Here is a 23,276-nt window from a genome sequence, read left to right as displayed (position 1 = left end):
CGCAGACCCCAAGCAGGTTGCGGCACCGCGCCCTTGCGACCCCACCATCCGCAACGTCTCAATGCAGGTTCGGCAGCGGTGGCGTGATCTCCTCCACCTCCAGCACCAGCCGCGTGAGGTTCAAAAGCGGCATCGGGTTTTCCGTCAGATCTGACATTATCGTCAGTCTAAACCCGAGCACGGCGCTTTGCGCGGACGGCCCATAGGCGGTGGACCAGTCCTTGATTGCACGGGACAAGGTCGTGACCAGTTCCGAAATCGGCGGCGGGTCGGCATCCGCCTGCGCCTCGCCGACATCGACCATCATCGGCGGCAGCACCGCGACCGGTATATCGACCTTCATCGCATCCAGCCCTTGGGTGAAGGCATAGTCATAGGCCACATCCATCTGGATCGTCTTCATACCCGAGAGCGTATCCTTGAACAGTGCCGCGAACAGTGCCGTCAGCTGTGCCTCCAGCGACCGCTGCGACGGCTTGCCATCGACCGTTTCTAGCGTCGAGACATGCACCACCTGCGACGCGGTGATCGTCGGGTGGTAGGGATTGCCGAAGGAGACCGATGGCGTGATGTAGACGAACGGCGTGTTGATCTTGCCGCCGACATTCTCGTTCTGGGTCAGGTAGACGCTTGAAATCGCGTCCTGCTGTTCAAGGATCTGCAAGCCCGGGATGACCACCTTGCGGTCCGACAGCGTCTGCGCCACATCGGCCTTAAGATAGGTGCCATCCGCTTGCGTGTAGGCATAGGCGTATTTGCCCGTCTTCACGTCGCTGAGCGACGGCACCAGTTCGGCGATATAGCCCGCGATATCGACACCCGGTTTGCCGGTGACCTCCGGTGGCGGTGCCCCGGCGACCGAGACCAGCGTCACCACCCAGGCGGTGCTGGTGTCGCCGCCCTTCTCGAAGCTTTGCGTTCCCTCAATGACATAAAACTGGTATTCCCCGGTGCCGTGCAGGGTCTTGGCGTCGCTCGCGATATGCAGGCATCCCTGCGAAAGGCCATCCGCGCCGCCGGTAGGGTCGGCCTGCGCAGCGATATCGCGGGCCATTTTCAGGAACGCCCCGAGTGCCAGCGCAGCATTGTCGATCTTGGTCTGATCGGTGGTCGCTGCGGTCACCTGTGGAAGGTTCTCGTTGATCAACTCCACCACGCTGGACTGATAGGTGATGAACTGGGCCAGCCCCTGGAAGGCATCGGTCATCTCCAGCAGGTTGGTGGCCGAACTGTCGGCGATATTGTAGCGGACGGTGCCATAGACGCGGTCCTGTTCGTAATGGAAATCGAGCCCGTAGGTAAAGCCGTAGCTCCATTTTGTGAGGTCCGACAACTTGTCGGCGTCCGGCAGCGTCGCGACACCCGACTGCCCGGCCATACGCGGTGTCGCGGGGAAACCGCGCAGCAGGATCGGCACGGTGAACGTGCCCAGATTGGCCGAAAGCCGCGCATCGACCCCGGCCACCGGCGACAACCAGCTGGAGGCATAGTAATCGCCCGCCACCCCCGGCACCGCTGCGATCTGATGCTCCATCGCCGCGCCGACATAGCGCAGGTCGAGCTCAATCTCGCTGACCACGTCGCCCGCCACCTTCAAATCCTGCGGCGCCTCCAGCAGGAAAGTGATCGGCTGATCCTCGCCCGTGACCAGCGGCATCTTGGGCGAGGTCAGCGTGACCAGGCTGGCGATGTTCTGCGGGTCGTTGACCATGTCCAGGTTACCGTATAGCTGCGGGTCTTTCTCGCCTGCCCGCCGTGGTATGTCGGCGCTGACCGTCGCGCCAAAGCTGATCGCGGCGCGCGTACTGTAGAGGTTCGACAGCCGATCGAGCAGGCTCTGATGCAGTGCCTCGCGGGCAGAGGCGAGGCGGGTCGCGCTCTGCCCTTCATAGACCGCCGCCATCAGGTTCGCAGCTACGCCCGCCAGGGTCTTCTTCTGCTTGGCCAGCGATGTCAGGAAACTGTCGACACCTTTGGGCTTATTGGTCGCGTATTTGTCCACCACAAGGATCGAGGACGAATATTCCGGCGACAACAGCGTGTCGAAAAACGCGAAGAACTCCCTGACCCAGGTGTCAGCATCCACGCCGGAATAGCCGTTAGTCACCGCCGGTTTTGTAAAGGCGTCCGTCGCCGGGTCGTAATCGTCAAGCGCGGTATAGGGATGCACCGACGCCGGGCGGTTGATCAGCGTGTTCGACACCGGCTCAGGCGCATAGATCTCGGGCGCGTCCTGGTCGTTGACGGAATAGGAAATGCCCCTGTCCGATCCGCCCTCGGCCAGCCGCACCGCCCAGACCGCCGATTGCGACACGCCCGCCGCAGGCCCATAGCGGTTGGTGCCGGTCGCCACGGTCAACTCGGCCTCGCCTTTGACCGACAGGGTTGCGTTCAGCGCCTTGGCAAAGCTGTCCAGCACGTTCCGGCCGCCGCTGCCCGGATCGGTCTTGTCGCCGACATCGGCCAGCGGGGCGATCCTTGCCGTGCTGCGCCGGACTGAGGATATGGCGGCGAAATCGCCCTCGGCCACGCCCCCGGTGCGGGCGATGGTCAGTTGCAGGCTCAACTCGAACACCTGCGCACCCGGCACGTCAGCGGTCTTCGCCTTCGCCGATAGGGTGAATTTCACCTCTCCGTCATAGCTCTTGACCGGGTTCGGGCCGATTTGCGTCAGTAGGAATGACCGCACCCCGGTCAGCCAGGCGGTGAGCGTTCCCGTCTCGCCCGGCGGCAGGATCTGCGCGGCGTCCACCGTCAGCGTGTCGGGCACCAGCGACGTTTCGATGCTGAATTCGATCCCGCCGGGGTCGGTCAACTGGTCGAGGATCGCGGTGATGGTCTGCAACCCGGCCCGCGCGCGGGCCTTCCATGCTGCGGTCTTGTCGTTGTCGTCGGGCAGATAGGGCTGCGCGTCGAAGGACAGTTCGACATTGATCGCAAACCTGCTGGCGTCGCCGCTGTCCGGTGCCACCGTCCAACTGCTGCTGATCGAGGGCCACTGTGCCACGCCGATCACGTTGTCCGTATAGCCGGTCAGGCTCGGCCGACCGTTCAGCCTTCCGGTGGCGGTAGACCTGTCATCCAGCCCGCTCACCATCAGGTTGCCGTAAAGGTCGTTCCAGCCAAAGCTCACCTGCAGCAGGCGACCGTTGCCGTCATAGGGGTTGTCGCCTGCGGGCCTATCCCTGGCCAGATCGACATAGGGGATCGACGTTTTGTAGGTCAGGTCATCCGCGGCGGTCATCTCCCGCACGAAACGCACCTTGTCCCGGGTTGGCCCGGTGGTCTCGCCCTGCGCCGACAGCGGCAGGCCCAGGTTGGATGCTGCGAAGTCGGCGTTCGCCTCGACCCGGTAGGACAGCAGTGTGAAATCGTTGAGCAGGTAATCGGCGGCATAGTCCGGATCGCTCGGGCTTTCGGGCACGTCCGGCAGGCCGGCGCGATCCGTTTGAACCGGCTGCACACCCGGTGCCTGCGCACCGTGCTGGGCCAGCGGCCCGGTCATCAGCTCGAGCGTCTGCCCGACGGCCAGCAGCGTTTCGCGCCCGGCGTTTGCCCCTGCCAGCGCCGCCGCCGACGTGCCGTAGAAACCGGCAACGGATTGCAGCGTACTGCCGCCCGGATCGGTGCCGACGGTGCGGGCGGTCTCGGGCAGGCGGATGGCGGTGCCGTCGGGCAGGCCACTGTCCCACGCGCTTTGCGGGACCCGGGGGTTGGCCGCCTTTATGTCACCGGGCGACATCGCGAAATGCCTCGCGATTTCGTCGAGATTGCCCCCCGGGGCGGACCCGTCGAACGGCACCTGGTAGACACCGTTGACAAGCCGGAGCGTGGCCTTGTCGGCCAGCGCAATATCGGTATTGGTGGTCTCGACGATGGACAAGACGTTGGTGATGTAACGCGCGGCGACCGCCGCGAGGCTATCGCCCGCCACCACCTGGTGCGTGACCTTGGTGCTGACGGTCCGGGCCACCACGTTGGTGCTCGAACTATCAATCGCATCACCGGTCGTTACCGCGTTCATCCACGGCTGCAACCGCACCTGTGGGGTGAACTGGACCACCAGGTTCAACGTCGCCTCGCCCTTGTCGTTGAAGGCCGAGTCCGGCAACCCCGACCGGGTGGTCTTGTCGAAATAGTAAAGGAAGAACCCGCCCGCACGGGTGATGCTGGCCTCCCACAACAACCGCACGAGTTCAGTGGGCGGGTTGAGCAGCGTCGTCGGTTGCGGCTCTGTCACCAGCATGGCACCGCCCGCGACCGGCGGTCGCGTGGTGGTCGACAGGTTCGACTGCGAAATCCCGAAGCTCACATCCGGGCCCGCCTCGGCGCGCAGCACCTCGCCGGTGCTGCTGCTGGCAGTCCGGAAGCCGACGCAAAGCGAGGCAAAGTCACTGTCGCTGGTCACATATTGCACGATCCGTTCAAGGATGACGGTATCCTCGACGCTGGCACCGGTGATTTCGTAGGTGTCCTTGCGGGCCGTGGCCTCCGCGCCGGCCTCGGGCAGCTTCTTGACCACGAATTCCACGTAGGACGCCCAGCCATAGGTCTGCATCGGCGCATCGACCGGCAGGCCCGTGGTCTGATCGGTCGTCACCTTCTCTAGCGTGAACGCGGGGCTGGGCTGCGTCAGCAGGCCGTATTGATCCAGCCCGCCAAGACCGGACAGGCGGACCATGGATCTTGGCAAGGGCCAGATCCGCGGCTGCGTGGCCGTGGGCAGGTCGTTGCCGGTGGGGAACGGCACCGGTGCCGCGCTCTGCCAGGTGATCGAGGCGGATAACGGATAGCGCGCGGGTTCGTCCCCGGCCTCGGCCCGCGCGGCGATTTCCTTCGGGCCGGCGGGCAGAACCTCGGCGCGGGCATAGTCGAACACCGCCTTGAGGCGCTGATAGTTCTCGTCGCCGTCTGCGTTGTTCTCATCCGGCGGCGTGATGGTGAAGTCGAGCGACGCCGCCCCGTCCGCGAACTCCATCCACGAGACCGCCGACGCGTCCGCAAGCGACAGGGTCAACGGGTCGGTCGGCAGGGCTTCGATGCCCACCTGCTGGCCGGTCAGCGCGTACAGGCCCGCGAAATCGGGCAGGCTCAGCGTGCCGCCGTCATTGCTCACCCACATGCCTTCTTTCAGTGGCGTGATCTTTGATGTCGGCAGGCGCAGCCCGTGCATGTAGTAGCGCGAGACCATGCCCGACAAATGGCTGATCGCCCCGGTGCGATGCAGCTCGTCAAGCAACTCGCCGACCGGGAATTGCGGCAGATAGACCAGATCGAGCGCGGCGGCGCTGCCCGCATCGAAGAGCCCGGCCAGGTCGCCGTTGCCGGTGCCAACCGGATTGCTCACGCCGTCGCGCGATACCCCGGCCAGATCCTGCACAGTGATGCCATGGGCACTGGCCACGCCGCTCAGCGTGTCACCCGCCTGCGTGGTATAGGCGTGGGGCGGCAGGGTCAGCCGCGCCAGCGGCTGCAACACGTCCGCCTGGGTCAGAATGGCGGTGTCGCCCAACAACTGATCCAGAGTGATGCCGATACGCGCGGCCAGCACGGTCAGCGTCTCGGCACCGGAAATCACGTAATCGGCGCCGTTATAGGCAAGCGTCGCCGCGTCGCGCAGAATGCCGGCGACATCTGCATTCTCCGTGGCGAGCGCCGTAGCGTCGTAGGGCTGGCCGTCGGAGAGCGAGGTAAAGCTATCGCTGGCAGCGATCGCCACGGTGACATAAGGCAGGCTCAGCGCCTTGCCCTCGCTCAGCGTCAGGTTCTCGTTGCCTTTAAAGAGATCATAGAGCGAGAACGGCTGTGGCTTTTTCATCTCTTCAAGCTTGCCGGTCTTGTTGACCCAATCCTTCACCGTATTGGGCGTCGTATCCGCCGCGAGCGGGTATTTGAAATCCCGGAGCCCCTCGCGCATGCCCTGCAGCATCTGCCGCATGACCAGCACGAAATAGTCGCCCTGAATGAAGCTGGCGACCGAAACCCGGTCCTCCAGCAGCAATTCGGCCTCCTCCACGTCGCCGCTTTCCTGCTGCACCTGAACCGCCAATTGATCGAAATAGTCCCTCAGCCAGCCGATGAAATCGGGCGCGACCTCGTTATAGCCGCCGAAGCTGTAGTCGAAGGCGGGTGCGCTGCCGATGGCCGGGGCCTTGAGCGTCAACGCCATCGGCAGCGGGAAATAGGCCGCCTCGGCCTCGCCGGCCTCGGTCGGCAGGCTGGCGGTCATCCGGAACTGCCGGTCAAGAAACTGGTCGACATCGCCCGAGGTGATCGGCATCGAGTCGGATTTGGCGTCGCTCAACGCGTCGATCAACGCCGCCAGCACCTCGTCGCCCACCGGAATACGGTCGACGTCATCGGGCGTCACGTCCTCGGTTTGCGCTGCGGCAACGGCCCATCGCGCCACCATCTTGGCGAGCAGGTCAAAGGAGGTGTCGGTCGGCGCATCGGTCGCGCGCATCGCGTGCAGGACCGGCTCTTCCTCGGTGGTGCCGGGACCCTCGATGAAGAGGCTCGCCACATAGGCAGGAACCTGTTTTTTCAGATCGGGCGCGTCACCCACCGGGAAGGCCATGTCGCCCGCCACCGTCAGGCCGAATCCCAGATAGGCCGTCAGCGCCAGGGGCTCGCCGCTTTCCGGGGCCAGAAGCCGCGACCAGTCCGGGGCAACGCGCATCATCAGCCGCTGCCCGACCGCGTCCACCATGTTGTGCGACCGCAGGTTCACCCGCTCCGCCGCCGGGGCCAGAAGACGGCCGCCATCGCCCGATGCGGGCACCTGCCAGGGCGCATTCGCCGGGTCCTGCAAATAGCCGATCTCGAAGGTCTCGGTCACCTTGACCGAAAAGCTGAAGCTGAGCTTGATCTTGAAAAGACCGAGATTGATCGAGACGCTGGCCGAGGCGGTCACCTCCGCCGACACGGTAATCGGAATCGGCTCGTACGAGGCAAGCGTGATCTGCACATAGACCTTCAGCCGGATATCCACCGACGCCTTGACGACCACGAAATCGACGGTGCCGTAAAGATGCCCCAGCACCCCGAACGTGCCGCGCAGCCAGAAGAAATATTCCCCGTCCAGCGTCAGATCCCCGCCGCCCCCGGTCGAAACCTTGTCGCTGGGGTTCCACTTGGCAAGGATGCCTTCGACGATCCCGAACACCGTGAGGCTGAACCCGGCCCTGAGAACCCCCAGTTCGATGGATTTGCCAAGACCGACCTGCGCGCCGAATCCGAACACGAGATTGGGGTTGAAGAACCCGTTGGTCGCCTTGGGCAGCTGATCCACCGCCACCGCCGGCAGCTTGCCGAAATAGAAGCCACCCGAGCCCAGCACCGGAATACCCGGCGGAATGACCGCCTCGACCGAAAACGACCGCGCGAAATCCTCGTTCCAGGGAAAGCCGATATCGAACTGGAAATCGCCGTTGGTATAGATCTCCACCCCGAATGTGGGCAGGGTGATGGTGACCGCGCCCACATCGATGCGCCGCATGATCACAGGCAGGGTGATCTCGGCCGAGAACACGCCCAGCCCGTCGCCAAGCTTGCGGTACATGATCTGGAAATCCAGACCGGCAAAGATTTTGGCTGCCGGGGCGTCCTTGTCCAGCGCGATGCGCAGCGCATAAAGCGTGGGATCAGTAAAGACGATCTGCAGGGTAAAGGTGTATTTCGCGCCGCCGTCGTCGCTCGCCAGCACCACCAGTTCGTTGTTTTCCTTCTTGGCGCTTTCGACCTTCAGGATCCCGAAATCGGTGGCGAACATCCAGTTGTTTCCGGCGTCAAAATTCACCTGCGGCGGGTTCTCCCCGTCCGGTACCGGCAGATTGCCGAGGATTTCGATCGCCTTTGGCACGGAGGTGGCGTCCTTCAGGCCCTTGACCTCGATATGCTGACCCGCCGCCAGCAGACGCAAATCGAAATACTTGTTGCCACCGCCCGGGGGGGCCGGGGTTTCACTGGGATTGGCGGCGTTCCAGCCCAGCTCATCGGTGGAATTGCCCGCGCGTAGCGCCTCGGGTTCGAACGCCATCCACGGAAAATTGCCGCCCAGGGTGACGTGCACGCCCTTGTCGGCCCCCTTGGGCTGATACTTGATCTTGAAGCTGTCCACCTTGGCGAAGATCAGGTCGATGGGGCCGATATCGACCTTGAATTCCACCTCGTTGGTCTTGAAATTCCAGATCAGCTCGAACCCCGATAGCTTGATCTTGTCGAGCAGGTTCCACGGTGCCCCCAGCCCGAATTTCGATCCCGTCAGCCAGGAGATAAAGGTCTCCACCATCGCCCCAAGCGATGTATCCTCGCGGAAGGTCATGGTGGCGGTGTCGGTAGAACTGTCAATCTCGGCGTGCAGCGCACCCCAGGTGAACCCGTAAAGCCGTTTCTCGGGCTCGTAATTGTAATAGACCATCAGCTCGATGTTGTTCCAGATGATCTCTGCCGAAACCACGCCGTAATCGGCATCCCCGTCCCCCGCATCGGACAAGAGCAGCGGCCGTCGGCGCATCGGCACGATCCGGCCGCGCGCGTCCAGCACCGGCACCTGCGCCCGACTGCTCAAGGAGGCAAGCAGCTTCGCCTTTTCCGGCTTTGGCCCGCGCCCGAACTTGCCGGTAATCGTGGTTTCGAAACTGTCGCCCAGGGGCGTGTTCCACACCCGGATGCTGCCGCCGACCATGTAGGATGTCGCTTTGTCGGCATCGCCGCCCGATTTTGGCGTTTGCAGGGTAAAGGCCAGATCGGTGACATCCATGTCCGGCAATCCGCTGGTCCACCAGGTGTCGCCGAGATAGGCTTGCACGATCTGCTTGATCCGGATCGGCTGGTCGCCCTGGGTGCCGCTAAAGAACCACACGCCGTCGCCGCGATAGGCCGCCACGATGCGGAACGGCACCTCCAGCGGCTCGCCACCCTCCTGCTTGAAGCTCAGGACCGTGCCGGCGGTCAGGCTGCCGGTGACCGCCGGTTCCTTGCCGCCGCTCTGGCCCTCGATCTCGACATATACATCTGTCAGCGCGAAACTGGCGATACCGAGGCTGAGCCGCCAGGCCTCGGCGTCCATCTTCAGGCCGCCGCTGACCTGATAGATCGTCGCCGCTCCTTTCTCGCCGGGCTTCACGGTCATGTCGAAATTGACCACATCGGCGGCCAGGTTGATGGTGTAATCTGCGGGCAGGAAGAAGGTGACCAGATCGCCCACCGGTATCGGCGGCCCGTCCTCGTTCAGCCCGGCGGTGACCGTCAGGTTGGGATAGCTCACGACCACCTTGATAGAGCCGTAATCCTCCAGCGATCCGCCCTGCGGCCCGATTACCGCAACGGTGGTGGCCTTCCACGCGATCCGGCGCTCACCCGTGGGCTCGATCATCCCGATATTGAACGCCAGCTTGTCCAGCGTCAGCTTGCCAAAGAGCGGCCAGCTTTCATTGTTTTCCAGCGTCAACTCGAAGCTGTTGATCCGGCTGGCCTTGAAATCGTAGCCGAATTTCAGCTTGTGCAGCGCGATATTGCCAACCGAGGAGATCTGCGGCGGCAGCGTGGTGACGAAATTCATGCCGCCGAGCAGTTGGAAGAGATCGTTGAGCGAGGGCGGATTTGCGGTGAGGTCACCGTCGATCACCACCTTGCCATCGGCCGAACTGGGAAAGGCCAGATCGAACGAGACCGGGTTGCCGCCAAGCTCGATCTTGCTGGAGATCGTACCGTGCATCCGGTCGTCATTGCCCGGAACCGTCGCCTCGACCGTCAGGCTGGACAGCTTGAACCACTGCACGCCGGTCAGCGATACCTCGCCCACGTTCAGCGAAAACGCCGTGTCGATGTCGGTGCCGTTGGCATTCATTGTGAACACGACCGAGGTTTCGAGCGGAATGCCCAGGAAATCGCTGGTCCGCCCGGTCACGGTGATCTTGTCACGCGAGGCCGGGAAGGAGACCTGCACCGGCGAGTCCGTCGTGCCGATATCGAAATCCTTGCCCTCGACGACCGCCACGATGAACTCGGCTACAGGCCCGTCCGGAATAACGGTCGGGATCAGCGACAGAACGCCCTTGTTGATCGCCTTTTCGATCTCGGCATAAAGCTTGTCGAGCGGTTCGGTGTCGTCGCCGGTGTCCGCCGCCAGCGCCCGAAGCCGATGCAGCGTGTCGTCCCGTCCCAGCCCATGGGTCGAGACCAGGAACACCAGCGCCTGCAACAGCTTGTCATTGGCGCTGTTGCCAAAAAATGCCTCCAGGCCTGTAAAATACTCGGCATAGCCATTGGCACCCGTCACCATTTCGCGGATGGTGGCGGCCAGCGCCCTGACCTTGTCGCCGGTCCTCGATCCGCTTCCGAAATCGTAATAGCCCAGCTGGATATTGTCGTAGGTCAGGCTCTCGAGCCGTGCCGCGACGCTGCTGATGGTCGATGCCGTGTCGTCCCCGCCATTGCCGAAATCCGAGGGGTAGGATTTGAACTTCGTCGAATTCAGCTTGAAGAACGGCCGACCGAGATTGAGCGCAAGATTGGCGGTGCCCTGCCCCTCGAATACCGAAGGCAGACCGGCAATGGCGTAGAGATAATTGAACGCGTCCTGCGGCAGCAGCGGTGCCCCCAGCACCACCACATCGGTATCCGTCAGCTTCGCCAGCAGCGCCGTCAGCTCTTCGGGCGTCGGGTTGGGCAGGATATGCATCCGCCCGGGCAGCTCGGGCTTTGTCTTGGTATTGGGCTGCACCAGCCCTTGCTGATAGCACCAGCTCTGCACGTTGAAGAGGGTTTCGTCGAACTCCTCGGAGAAGGACTCGAGACCAAAGCCGAATTCATCGTCTTCGCTATCCTCTTCACTGCTGCTGCTTGGCGGGGCGGGGCGCACCGGGGGCTCGCCCGCCAGCGGAAAGAACGACGCAATGTCCTGCCAGGTCTGCACCTGTAGGTCGTTGAGCATGCTCAGGACGATTGGCTTTTTCAGCGCGCCGCCGCCGCTTTGGGCCAGCGCGGTGGCCGAGATCAGCTGAAAGGCGATATTCTTGGCCGTGCCGATGACCGGCTTGCGCGCCATCGCCTTGTCGACCAGGCCGTAAATCGGCGCAGCCAGTATCTTCTGCGCCGCCACGTTGTCGGCGATCACCTTGGCCAGGCCGATGCTGTTGCGGTTGGTCAGTGTCTCGGAAATCTCCATCAGCTCGGGCCAGTCCGGCACCGACGGAGCGGGCATGGCGAAGGCGCGCAGGGAATAGAGGTGCTCCTGCAGGCTCGGCTGTTTGGCCAGATCGACCGGTGCCTCGGCATCTTTGGCCAGAATCAGGCTCTTCGGGTGGTCGCTCGTGTTGGCGATCTCCCACATATAGGGCTGGACCTGTAAATAGAAATCGACCTTGAAGACCTGCGCCACGTTCTGGTCGGCGACAGAGTCCATCTCCGACCCGCCGTTGATGCAAAGCGGCAGTTCGCCGTCGAGCCCAGTGACCTTGCGAGCATAGCCGCCTTCCGGCTTTTTTGTCTCCTCAAAGGGAAAGAAGGTGATCGTCGTCTCCGGCCCCAGCTTGTAAGGCTGCGGGTCTTTCGGATCGAGCCCGGGCAACAGAATCGCCAATTTCTGAAGCACCGTCATGCTTTCCCCGGCGCCGGTATCGTAGATCAGTTCGATATCGTTGACAAAGCCCAGCGCCAGCATCCGCTTCATCAGATTGACGGTATTGGCCTGATTGCCAAAGCCTGCGGCGTTATAGACGAAATACCGGAGCTTCTTGGTGCCGATCCAGTTGCCGACGGCGGTCAGCCCCTGCGCCGTCAGCGTGATGTTGGTGCTCTGACCGGAACCGGCGAAATCCTTGATCAGCTGCGCCAGCGAACGTCCATCGGCGAAAATCGCATCGGGTGGTGGCGTGTGAACGGTCATTTTCCGGCCCTCCGATCGGATTCGGTCGCGGTATTGACTGATGATTTCGGCTCGTTGTTGTAGGCGGCGTACCACGCCAGCCCGGTATTCTGCTGATCCTGCGGATCGGCGGCGCCGAACAGGTAGAATGACGTGCTGCCGCTCGGCGGAAGTTTCAGCAGCCCCATGAACTTGATCGCGATTTCGTTGAGCAGCAGCAGGTACTGCTTGGGCGTCGTTCCGGCGGGCCGCGCCACCGGTGCCACCGGCCGCAGCGTCGCGGGGTGCAGCGGGCTTGCCACCTCGCGATTTTCGTAAAGTAGCTGAATGGTGCCGTAGGACATCGACAGCACATTCTGAAGACTGATCAGCGGCGCGCCATTGTTGGTGCCCGGCATATGCAGCGACGTGGCGGCCTTGTAGGCGGTCACCCCGTTCACGTCCGGCCCGGCGGTGCTATCGGGTGCCCAGGACAGCAGCAGATAGGCATTGAGGCCCAGCTTGCCCGCCAGCTCCCCGGCGGTGCCGAGGTTCAGGCGGAATTTCAGCGCATTCCAGGTCTTGCCCAGACTGCCCATGCGGGCCTGCGTGACCACGTCCAGATAGCCCAGTGCCTGCGGGCTCTCACCGTCGGACGGTCCGCTGACCAGCCCCTGCAACTCCAGCGACAGCGCCTTGTAAAGGCTCTCTTCCCGCGCATGGCTGGCTTGGGTGTTAAAGGCGAGCTGGCTGCTGTCGAACACGATCTCCCGGTCCTGCACCACCTGCGGCGGTGCCTCCGGATCAGGCGTCTTGAACGACATGTTCAACCCCAGCGCCGAATAGTTCAGCCCGGTCTTGCGCTTGCTCTGCCCGGCCTCGTTGCCGAAGGAGAAATAGTCCACCGGGGTGCCGTCGATCGTCTGCAGGATGTGGTAGCCCAGATAGCCGTTCAGCACGAAACGTACCTGCGTGGTGTCCTGACCGACACTCACCGTGACCATTTCCGCCGAAACCGTTTCGACCTCCTTGAGCACGTTGTTCGAGATGTTGAAGACGTAGTCGTCGATCATCTTCATCCCGTAGGTGGGCTTGGTGTTGTTGTCCTGGAACGTGCCCGCCATGATGACCGAATTGTAGGGATTGCCGCCCGCGCCCATATCCGTGACGGTACTGCCGAACAGCGTGTTCGCCGTCAGCTGGGTGAAGCTCGAGAAGCTCTTGACTGCCGTGTTCTCGAACAGAACCTTCAGCGTCAGGGTGATGAAATCGTAATCCTCGCCCGGTTTAGGCACCACCGGTGCCTCGGGCCTCAGCGGGTCGTAGGCGCTGTCCTGATAGTAGATCAGCCCGTAGACCGAACTCTGCTTGTCGATGCCGATGCCGCCCCCCTTGGGGTCGCTCTTGATCTGGCTGATCTTGATGGCGAAGTGGTGGGCATAGTACCTGTCAGCATCCCGCACCCCGGCGGTGATTCCGGCCAGATCGCGCGGCGGGCTTGCGATCTTGGCGCGCAGCACGAGGATCCCGGTCCAGTTTTCGTCCTGCGCGATGTCGTTGAAGGTCTGGAAATACTCCTGATCGGGCTGGTTCAGCGCATCCTCGAAATAGTCCTGCAACCATTGCGACAGGTTCACCAGCTGCGCGCGGTCGGGGGTCATCGTGTCTGCCGTGGTGGGCGCGGCAAAGGTCTCGGCCTGCGTCCATTTCGACGGGTTGGCGACCAGGTTCTCGTCCTTGGGCAGCTTCGGATCGTACAGCTTGCCGGGCAGCCCCTTGATGATCATCACATTGGCATAGTCGCCGTAATCCGGCGACTGGCCCACATTCGCCGCCAGCGTCCAGCCCCCGATATTCAGCCTGTTCTCGAAGCAGCCGCCCGCCTTGACGAAGCTCAGATCGTTGGCCGCCACCATGAATAGCTGATTGGTCTGAAACGCCTGCTGCAACTCCGGGGTCGGCTGATCGAACAGCATCCGGCTGGTCACCGGTGTGACTACCTGCCCCAGCAGGACCTCGGCCCAGTCGGCGCTGCCACTGGCGGTGTCGATTGTGGCGATCAGGCCCGAGGGCGTAGTGAACCTGGTCTTGCCCGCTTTGGCATGCGAAGCCGCGAGCCCCTCGAACGCGCCCTGACCGGCCGCCTGCGCCCGGGCCGACAGCACGTGCTGTCCTTGCTGCGTGCCGATCCGCGCCCGCCGCGTCGGCCCCACGATCAAGGTTTCGAAATCCCGGCTCTTCTGCTGGCTGAACCCGGTGTCGGTGCTGCCCGGCGTGAAGCCGGAATAGGGGACCATCGGAAACACCACACTGCCGTCGCCGGGCAGGGATACGCCCGGATCGACATGACCCAGAATCCGGTTCTCCTTGGCCCAGACATAGGGGTCATAGCCGAACAAGGCGGAGCCGTCGGGCTGCGCGGCATAGACCGCCGGATTGGCCGCCGAGGGGGGCATGATCGTCACCCATGAGGTGGTGTAGTCAGGCTCGAGCAAGGCATCACCCTTCGCCGGCGGCCCGGTGGGCGAGGCGACGGCGGGCGGGAATACGGCGCTATAGGCAGGTTTATAGGGCACAAAGCGCATCCGCGCCGCCTTGGCCGCATCACTGCCGGGCAGCACGGAAACGAACTCCGTCCCCGACATCCCGCATAGCAGTTCCGCCGTCGTGCCGTTCGGCCCCGGTGCGGTGTCGATCACGAAATCTCCGAACGGGCCGGCATGGAAATCCTCCACACTATCCGACACCCGCTCGCCCACCGAGAAAATGAAGCCCGCCGCCTCCTGACCGGTCTGCGCCGCGTCCTTGCCGATGGGATAGAGGGTGACCGGATCGCCATTCACCGTGCGATAGGCCGAGGCCAACGCGGTGCGCGCGCTGTCAAGGTTACTGCCGGTGAAGACCAGCCCCGAGCGAAGCCGCGTCTGCACGTTGCCGCCCACCGGCTGCACCGAATTGAGCGGATTGCCCGGATCGAAACTGGCAACGAATCCGATCATATCGTCGCTGCCGTTTTGCGTGCTCGCCAGCGGCAGCCATTCCGAGGCGAGCCCGGTGATCGACGCCGCCTCGTCCACCACGAAATGAAAGCCCCAGTTCCAGTCGTCACCAAGCGACCGGCGCTCGATATAGGGCGCGAAGCTCAGACAGCCCCGCCGATTGCCGGCAAAGGCGATCGTTCCCTCACGCGCGGCCCGCATCGTTGGCGCGTCCGAGCCGGAAAACCCGACCTCGCCCTTGGTCAAAACCAAGTCGGTGCCCGATAGCGTCACGTCCATGCCGTTATCGGCCGACAGCGACAAACCCAGCACGATCACCGCGTCGGACAACCCCGAGGACAGCTGCCCGCCATTGCCGGACAGCCCGACATAGGGCAATTGGTCGGCAGCCGTCAGATCGGCCACGCCCGGTACCCAGATGATACCGCGGCTCGACGCCTTGCGCGCCACCGCCGTCCAGATCTTCTCGGCAAAAGCCGCCTGCGCCGCCTTGCCGTCGATATCCAGGCTCAGCGGCGAGAAGATGAAAATCCCATTCAGCGACGCGTCGGTCAGCGCCTCCTCAAGGCTAAGGCTGTCCTTGTCCGAACTCGCATGCTCGCCCAGCAGGAATGCCGAGGCCCCCACCGATCCGGTGTTCTCGGCCACGTAATAGGACTCCAGCCCACCATCGGTTCGCGTGAAAAAGGCCATGCCCAACACTCCTCTGGCTCTACGGCGCACACACCCCACCTGTCCGGTGGGCCCGGCCCCCGGCGCAGATTTCATCCGGTTTAGATTGCCGCCATTCCCGGCGGGGCGATCACACCGAGAAGGTGCTTGTCGCAGCCAACGCCGTCTGCTTCAGCTTTGTCACGTCGGTATCGTAACCCGTTGCGAAGAGGCCCATCGTATAGCTGGTGCCGCGCAGGATCTGGATGTTGTTGAACGAGACCGTGCCCGACGAATTCTTGCTGCTCACCGGCTCGTACCACTTGGGCTTTTGCGAATAGGAGGCTGTCGTGCCTTCCCAGACCCCGACATAGGCGCCCGACATAGACGGATTATATCCCGACAGCATGTCGTATTTCACCACCAGCGACGTGGCGCCGAAGGTCACCTTGTCCACCGAGGGGCTGAACACGTCGCCCTGCTGCGCCGCGTCGTCGGTCGCCGCGTCGCCCGATCCGAGCGCCGGCACATAGACCGAGGCCACGACATTGGGATAGGGCCAGGATTTGTCGCCCTTCGGACCGACCGCGTAGCCGATGATATACGACAGCGTGGTCACGCTCAGGCCGGTAAAGGACAGATCGCCGCTGGGCGTGTTCACCTTGACCGCCTGAGCCTCTCCGTTCGACGTCCACGGAACCTGGTTGCCAGATTGCCAGACCCAGACCTCGTTGCCGAAATCGCTGGGCTGGTTGCCGTTCGGCGTGTCGAATTTGAGGCTGATCTGCGTAGCCGTCACGCTGGTTGTGTTGACCACCACCGTTTGCGGAGCAGGGCCGGTAAACAGTTTGCTGACAGAATCTTTCATCGCACTTCCTTTCAAATGTTTCGTCCGGTGCCCCGGAAAAATCGAGACACGGCGACGCGCGCCACACGACGCATCGATTAAATCACTCCATTACAACCTATGGGGTATTTCTTCACGGAATCTAGTACCGAAAGTAACGCACATTTTTGCTGAAATTTCAAGAAAAACTAAACCCAAGGTTGTTACTGATCGGGCGCGAAATGTGCGCGCCCCGGACATTCCGAAGATAACATGCCGGTTGCACTCGGTTTTATCGACATGCGCCCCACCCGGTCAGCCAGACAATCGCCGGACGCCGGGTCGCGCATGTTGTCCTCAGGTATCTGCGGTGAACGTCACCCGCGTCGCCAGCCGATTTAAATCCAGCCGCGCCGCTACCTTGTCGAAGCCTGAGGAAAACAAACCCAACGTATAGGGGCTGGCGCTCTTGAGCACCACGCCGTTGATAGCCGCGTCCTGTTCGGAGACGCCGGACTCGATTGGCGCGAACCATTTCGGCGGTTGCAAATAGGTGTCAGGCTTCCCCGGCCACAGCCCGACCCACGCCCCCGAGCCCCGCGGATCGAACCCCGAGAGGAACGTGTAATGGAAAACCAGCGTGTTGGTCCCGACATATATCGTCCTGATCGCCGAATGACGGCGGCCCTTCGCCAGCCCGGCGGATGCCGCCGCCGGAATATAGGCCGAGGCGACAACATTCAAATAGGTCGACCATGCGGTTTCCGGCGCATCCGGGCCAACGGCATAGCCCAGGAGATAGGCACCGGTGGTGATGGCCACATTGGTCAGGCTCTGGTCGCCGTCCGGCGTTTCCAGCGTGATCGCTGCGGAGTTCTGCGCCGTGCGTCCGAACGGCACGCTGTCAGCCGAGACCGGCCAGAGATGCACCCGGTTGCCGTTGCACTTGGGCGCATTTCCCGACGGGGTGTCGAAACTGAACGCCACCACCGTCGCGCCCACATAATTTACCGTCAGCCTGGTGGGTTCCTCGACATCGCGGGTCTTCCGCACCGCCCCGAGGCCCGCCACCGGGCCATAATCCAGGCGGGTCAACAGGCTGTCCGGTTCGGTCGGTCGGTTCCTAAACCTCATCTCGCCAATGTCCGCCCCGCCCGCTCCGCTCGTTTCTCATCCTAGCCGCTGCGGCAAGCGCGGTAAACGCGGCAGTTGCCCCGCCTCGGCCTCGGTGGCCCGGTAGGTCGATCCCCAAGCCAGCCGAGAATCGCAGAACTGTCCTGGCTGCCTGCGGCGAGCGCCGTGAGGCCAAGCGCGAGCCCAAAGCAATGGCGAGAAATGGCAGCAGAAGACAGCCCCCGCGCCTCGGCCCATTCGGCCCCGCTGCGCAGCAGTGCGAGGCCCCGCCCCAGCAGGAGCAACAGCACCAAAAGCGGCGGCAGGCGGGGGACGAACCACAATGTCTTGTCCCAGCCGGACGGCCCGCGATCGACCACGCTGACAGAGCGGATGGTCTCCTCGATCAGTATCTCCGTGCAGTTCGACGCCCCGGGCATGAGGGTGTCCGGTTCACAGAGCCAACCACTCGTAGGGCTTGGAACTCTGGCAATCTGCGTCACCGGCAATGGCCTTGGTCGACGCGCCAACTCTAGACATGGCGCCCCCGGCGCACCTCAAGGAATAGGCCACGTTGCCAATACCTTGCATGGTTTCCGCGATATATTCCGATAGTTTCACTTGGGAATTGCTATACCCGACTTTTTCCATTAGGAACTCGGGTGACTCCGGTTTGGAGAGAACGAAAGGCACGACAGTCATGACAGTGTTCGACACCAAGCGGCCGCCATATCTGCGTCACGACATTCTGAAGGCAGGTCTCGACGGCGCGGACTGGTCCGGCCAGTGCATGGAGCCCCTGATTGACTGTCTCACCGAGACCGAGGAGCGCCATCCAAGCGCCCATTCCAGAAATGACCTGACCAAAAGGACACGCCCATGACCCGCCTTTTCCTGACCACCACCTCGCTTTGCCTCTCGCTTGCCGGGGTTGCCACCGCGCAGGGCGCGGGCGAAGTCCTCAGCCATTACGCCGATATCGCCGCCGCCAAATACGAGGACAGCCTGACCACCGCGCGCGCACTGCAAGACGCGGTCGATACGCTGATCGAAAGCCCGTCAGCCGAACATCTCACCGAGGCGCGCGCCGCCTGGCTGCGCGCCCGCGTGCCCTATCAACAGACCGAGGTCTATCGCTTCGGCAACCCGATCGTCGATGACTGGGAAGGCAAAGTGAACGCCTGGCCGCTCGACGAAGGGCTGATCGACTACGTGGACGGGGCCTATGGCGGGCCCACCGACGCCAACCAGCTTGCCGCGCTCAATGTGATCGCCAATCCGACATTCACCCTCTCGGGACAGGAGATCGACGCGTCGGAGATCACCCCCGCGTTGCTGGAGGACAACCTGCACGAGGCTGACGGGATCGAGGCCAATGTCGCCACCGGTTATCACGCCATCGAGTTCCTGCTCTGGGGGCAGGATCTCAACGGGCATTTGCCGGGCGCGGGCAACCGGCCCTGGACCGATTATGCAAGCGGCGAGGCTTGCACCCACGCCAATTGCGACCGCCGGGCGGAGTACCTCAGGGCCGCGACCGACCTGCTGGTCTCGGATCTGGAATGGATGGTCGCGCAATGGCAGGAGGGCGGCGACGCCCGCGCCAACGTGACCGCCGATGAAAGCGCGGGCCTGACCGCGATCCTCACCGGCATGGGCAGCCTGTCCTATGGCGAGCAAGCGGGCGAGAGGATGCGGCTCGGCCTTATGCTCAACGACCCTGAGGAAGAGCATGACTGCTTTGCCGACAATACCCATAACAGCCACTATTATGACGGTCTGGGCATCCGCAACGTCTATCACGGCGCGTATATGCGGATCGACGGGTCGATGCTGTCTGGCCCGTCGCTGGCCGATCTGGTGGCGGGCACGGATGCGTCGCTCGATGCCGAGATGCGCGCACGGCTGGACGAAACCATGATGGCGCTTGGCCGGATCAAGACCGCCGCCGAGGCGGGCTTTGCCTATGACATGATGCTGGAGCGCGGCAACGACGCGGGCGAGGCGCTTGTCATGGGCGGGGTCGACGCACTGATCGCGCAGACCCGCTCCATCGAGCGGGTGATCGCCGCGCTCGACCTCGGCGGGGTGACGATCGAGGGCTCCGACAGCCTCGACGATCCTTCGGCCGTGTTTCAGTAATCCATCGTCGTCCACCGCTCGGCGCGGTGGACGCAAAACCCAGCCTGCAGCTAGGTATGTTATCACGTAACAGATATGATGATGTCAGTCTACGTCATCCACAAAAACCAAGGAACAGTGATGAAAACCCTACCTGTAACGCTTGCCGCCTGCGCGGCGCTTGGCGCGACCGCAGCCCAGTCTCAGGATGCGACCTCGCCGTTCTCTGCCGAACTCTCGGTCGAGTTGCAAAGCGATTTCACCGTCGATTCCTCCGCACCCGGCGGCGAGATCAACAATACCTTCGCCACCATCGAGGGCGCGCTTTCGTTCGCCTTCACGTCGCGGACGTCTATCAACAGCACGCTCGTGCTCGAACAGATCACCGCCCCCACCTCGGACAGCGTCCTCGAAGATCATGGCCTTTACGCCGAAGAACTCTACTTCGCGCATGATTTCGGCGCGGCACAGGTGGTGTTGGGCAAATTCAATCCCGCCTTCGGTATCGCTTGGGATGCCGCCCCCGGCATCTATGGCGTCGATTTTGCCGAGGATTACGAGATCGCTGAAAAGATCGGCGCAGGCCTCGTGATTCCGTTCTCCGCCGGTCAGGGCGAGCATGAACTCAGCCTGGCAATCTTCAATGCGGATCGGAGCATACTTAGCGAGTCGCTTGGCGAAAATCGCGGGCGGACAAACCGGAGCGACGGTGGCGTGTCGAATACCAGCGGGCCGGAATCCTTCGCCGTTTCCCTCTCGGGGGCCTTCGGCGCGACCGGGTACAACCTCGGCCTGCAATCGCAGGCGCGCGGCGTCGGCGACGCCAAGGATCAGACCGGGTTCGTGGGCGGTCTCAGCCACGAATTGGCAACCGGCTCCGTGCCGGTCACGCTGCTTGCAGAGGTGGCCTATTTCAACCACTTCGACGGCACCGCCGACAATGCGACCTTCGCCACCTTCGGGGCTGAGGCACCCGTTGGCCCCGTCACGCTCTCGGCGGTCTATGCGCTGCGCGACGTCGAGACGCTGCCGCAGGATCACCTGGCCACACTCTCTGGTGAAATCGAGATCGCCGAGGGTCTAAGTGCTGCTCTGGCCTATCGCTATGGCGATGAGGGTGGCGATGAGACGCATACCATCGGCGCGCTGCTTGCCTATGAATTCTGAGGAGCGCTAGAAAGAGTGATGCCCGTGCCCAAGTCAAAGCCATATCGCACGTTCCTTCCGATCGTAGCGATAGCCAGTATCTGGACGGGCATGACCGCCGCCCAATCTCTCGACGATATCCATCTCGATGTCATCCCCCGCACCGCGGCCGAGCGCGCGCGCGTCGATGCCGTGACCGCCCCGCCTGCGGATTTCTCCGTGCCCTGGCCCTTTGAGGAGAACGCCGGCGGCGCGCAGACCGTGCGCCCGCGCGACACGGCAGATGCGTTCTCGCAACCCGCCGCCAACCTGACCTTCGAGCAGGAGCTGGATTTCCGCGTCGGCAATGGCATGTTCCGGCGCGTCTGGGTCTCGGCCCCCGCCTCGACACTGGCCTCGGATGGTCTCGGCCCGCTCTACAACGCGCGCTCCTGTCAGCGCTGCCACCTCAAGGACGGGCGCGGCCACCCGCCCGAAGGCCCCGGCGACAGCGCCGTGTCGATGTTCCTGCGCGTCTCGATCCCGGCACCGGAGGCGTCCGAAATCGCCGCCCATATCGAGGGCACGCATGCGACCGCCCCCGATCCCACCTACGGCACGCAATTGCAGGATTTCAGCCTGCCGGGCCACGCGCCGGAATACCGGCTCGATGTGCGCTACGAGGAGACCCGAGTGCCGCTATCGGGCGGCGAGGTGGCACATCTGCGCGCCCCCACCTACCGCGCCGCCGATCTGGGCTACGGCCCGCTGCACCCCGACGCCATGCTCAGCCCCCGCGTCGCCCCGCAGATGATCGGCATGGGACTGCTGGAGGCGATTCCCACGCAGGACATTCTCGCCCTCGCCGATCCCGACGATACGAACCGCGACGGCATTTCGGGGCGGCCGCAAATCGTCTGGTCGGACGTATACGAGCAGCCGATGCTGGGCCGCTTCGGGCTCAAGGCGGGCAACCCGACAGTGCTGGAGCAGACGGCGAGCGCCTTTGCCGGCGATATCGGCATCTCCAACCCGGTCCACCCGGCGGGTTCGGGCGAATGCACAGACGCGCAGACCGATTGCCGCGCCGCCATTCATGGCGATGATCCCGAACAGGGCGGATTCGAGATCGACCAGGGCGCGCTCGATCTGGTCACGTTTTACAGCAGCACCCTCGCCGTGCCCGCCCGCCGCGATGTGGGTGATCCACAGGTCTTGCGCGGGCGCGAGGTGTTCCATGACACCGGCTGCGCCGCCTGCCACCGGCCCAATTTTGTCACCCACCGGCTCGAGGGCGACGACCCCGCCTCGTTCCAGCTGATCTGGCCCTATACCGATCTTCTGCTGCACGACATGGGCGAGGGGCTGGCCGATAACCGCCCCGAGGGGCGCGCCTCGGGGCGCGAATGGCGCACCCCGCCGCTCTGGGGAATTGGGCTAACCGAGACGGTCTCGGGCCACAGCTATTTCCTGCATGACGGGCGTGCGCGCTCGCTTCTCGAGGCGGTGATCTGGCACGGGGGCGAGGCGCAAACAGCCCGTGATACCGTGGCCGAAATGCCGCCCGAAGACCGTGCCGCCCTGATCCGTTTTCTGGAGAGCCTCTGACATGCGTCTTGCCCTTGCCCTATCGCTGTGCCTTGCCCTGCCCGCCCATGCGGGGGTGAACAAGGCGCTCGACACCCATATCCTGCCGGGGTTCGCGCGGTTCGCAGAGCGGGCGGCCAGGCTATCCGATGCGGCGACTGAGGATTGTCGCGCCGCCAACCTGCACCCAGATTTCCACGCCGCCTTTGACGCCTGGATGACCGTGGGCGACCTGCGGCTGGGGCCGTCGGAGACCGGCGCGCTCTCGGTCGCCTTCTGGCCCGATCCGCGCGGCTTCACGCAGCGCACGCTCACGCGGTTGATTGCCGAGGAGGACCCGATCGCCCATGCGCCCGAAGACTACCCGGAGGTCTCCATCGCCGCGCGCGGGGTCTTCGCGCTGGAGATACTGCTCTTTGACCCGGCGTTCATGACCTATGAAGAGGGCAGCTATACCTGCGCCCTCGTCACCACCATCGCAACCGACCTGGAGGCACAGGCGCGCGCGCTTTCGTCTGCATGGAATGACGATTTCGCACCGCTGCTACGCAAGGCAGGCGCGCCCGGCAACGCCGCGTACCTCAGCGGGGACGAGGCGCTGCGCGCGCTCTACACGCAGGTGCTGAGTGCGCTGGAACTCACCGCGAACAAGCGGCTCGGCCTGCCTATGGGCACATTTGAGCGCCCCCGTCCGGCGCTCGCCGAGGCGCGCCGCTCGGGCCGCAGCCTGCGACAGGTGCGGCTGGCGGCTGGGGCCGCGCATGGTCTGGCCACCGCGCTCGCCGATTGGGACTTGCCCCAGAGCGACGCCGCGCTGGCGCGGGTCGAGGCGGCGGCCGATACCATAGACGACCCCGCCTTTCAGGACATCACCGATCCACAGGCGCGGCTGCGCCTCGAGGTGCTGCAACAGGCGGTCGAGGGCCTGCATGACGCCATCGCGGCAGAGATCGGCACCCGCCTCGGCATCGCACCGGGCTTCAACGCGCAAGACGGGGATTGAGCC

9 protein-coding genes are annotated in these 23,276 nt (G+C 63.7%); 4 read left to right on the top strand and 5 right to left on the bottom strand.

The window, feature by feature from the left end; translation table 11 throughout:
* Positions 1–58: 58 nt before the first annotated feature.
* The 5 genes from BHD06_RS06005 to BHD06_RS05985 all read right to left on the bottom strand — a co-directional run bounded on the left by BHD06_RS06005 (position 59) and on the right by BHD06_RS05985 (position 17,877).
* Positions 59–11,890, bottom strand: coding sequence for a LysM domain-containing protein (locus BHD06_RS06005; protein ID WP_080456088.1), 11,832 nt, complete (start codon positions 11,888–11,890; stop codon positions 59–61).
* Positions 11,887–15,540, bottom strand: coding sequence for a hypothetical protein (locus BHD06_RS06000; RefSeq protein WP_080456087.1), 3,654 nt, complete (start codon positions 15,538–15,540; stop codon positions 11,887–11,889). The genes BHD06_RS06005 and BHD06_RS06000 overlap by 4 nt, the downstream gene beginning before the upstream one ends.
* Positions 15,541–15,649: 109 nt before the next feature.
* Positions 15,650–16,366 (bottom strand): hypothetical protein, encoded by a 717-nt coding sequence (locus tag BHD06_RS05995; protein WP_080456086.1) that lies wholly within the window; start codon positions 16,364–16,366, stop codon positions 15,650–15,652.
* Positions 16,367–16,681: 315 nt separating this feature from the next.
* Positions 16,682–17,419 carry a hypothetical protein gene (locus BHD06_RS05990; RefSeq protein WP_139784647.1) on the bottom strand — a complete coding sequence of 246 codons (738 nt, stop codon included), beginning with the start codon at positions 17,417–17,419 and terminating at the stop codon, positions 16,682–16,684.
* 80 nt (positions 17,420–17,499) lie between these two features.
* Entirely contained in the window at positions 17,500–17,877 is a 378-nt protein-coding gene (locus tag BHD06_RS05985) for a hypothetical protein (protein ID WP_080456084.1), read from the bottom strand.
* 439 nt (positions 17,878–18,316) lie between these two features.
* On the opposite strand from BHD06_RS05985, the gene BHD06_RS05970 reads away from it, so the two are divergent.
* From BHD06_RS05970 to BHD06_RS05955, 4 genes are all read left to right on the top strand, one after another.
* A complete protein-coding gene (locus BHD06_RS05970; protein ID WP_080456081.1) occupies positions 18,317–19,579 on the top strand; it encodes an imelysin family protein in 1,263 nt (420 codons plus the stop codon).
* A 120-nt stretch (positions 19,580–19,699) separates the two neighbouring features.
* On the top strand, positions 19,700–20,725 hold the full coding sequence (locus BHD06_RS05965; protein ID WP_080456080.1) for a hypothetical protein: 1,026 nt from the start codon (positions 19,700–19,702) through the stop codon (positions 20,723–20,725).
* 90 nt (positions 20,726–20,815) lie between these two features.
* A complete protein-coding gene (locus BHD06_RS05960) occupies positions 20,816–22,291 on the top strand; it encodes a di-heme oxidoredictase family protein (RefSeq protein WP_080456079.1) in 1,476 nt (491 codons plus the stop codon).
* A gap of 1 nt (position 22,292) precedes the next feature.
* Positions 22,293–23,273, top strand: a complete 981-nt coding sequence (locus tag BHD06_RS05955; RefSeq protein ID WP_080456078.1) for an imelysin family protein — start codon at positions 22,293–22,295, stop codon at positions 23,271–23,273.
* The last annotated feature ends 3 nt before the right edge of the window (positions 23,274–23,276 follow it).

The sequence above is a fragment of the Roseovarius sp. A-2 genome (assembly GCF_002072155.1).
Lineage (GTDB): Bacteria > Pseudomonadota > Alphaproteobacteria > Rhodobacterales > Rhodobacteraceae > Roseovarius.
Note: the sequence above shows the minus strand (reverse complement) of the source record. Positions and strands in the feature narration are given on the sequence as shown.

Coding starts and splice junctions, on each gene's coding strand:
- BHD06_RS06005 (WP_080456088.1), bottom strand. CDS start 11,890: ATGACCGTTCACACGCCACCACCCGATGCGATTTTCGCCGATGGACGT.
- BHD06_RS06000 (WP_080456087.1), bottom strand. CDS start 15,540: ATGGCCTTTTTCACGCGAACCGATGGTGGGCTGGAGTCCTATTACGTG.
- BHD06_RS05995 (WP_080456086.1), bottom strand. CDS start 16,366: ATGAAAGATTCTGTCAGCAAACTGTTTACCGGCCCTGCTCCGCAAACG.
- BHD06_RS05985 (WP_080456084.1), bottom strand. CDS start 17,877: ATGCCCGGGGCGTCGAACTGCACGGAGATACTGATCGAGGAGACCATC.
- BHD06_RS05970 (WP_080456081.1), top strand. CDS start 18,317: ATGACCCGCCTTTTCCTGACCACCACCTCGCTTTGCCTCTCGCTTGCC.
- BHD06_RS05965 (WP_080456080.1), top strand. CDS start 19,700: ATGAAAACCCTACCTGTAACGCTTGCCGCCTGCGCGGCGCTTGGCGCG.
- BHD06_RS05960 (WP_080456079.1), top strand. CDS start 20,816: ATGACCGCCGCCCAATCTCTCGACGATATCCATCTCGATGTCATCCCC.
- BHD06_RS05955 (WP_080456078.1), top strand. CDS start 22,293: ATGCGTCTTGCCCTTGCCCTATCGCTGTGCCTTGCCCTGCCCGCCCAT.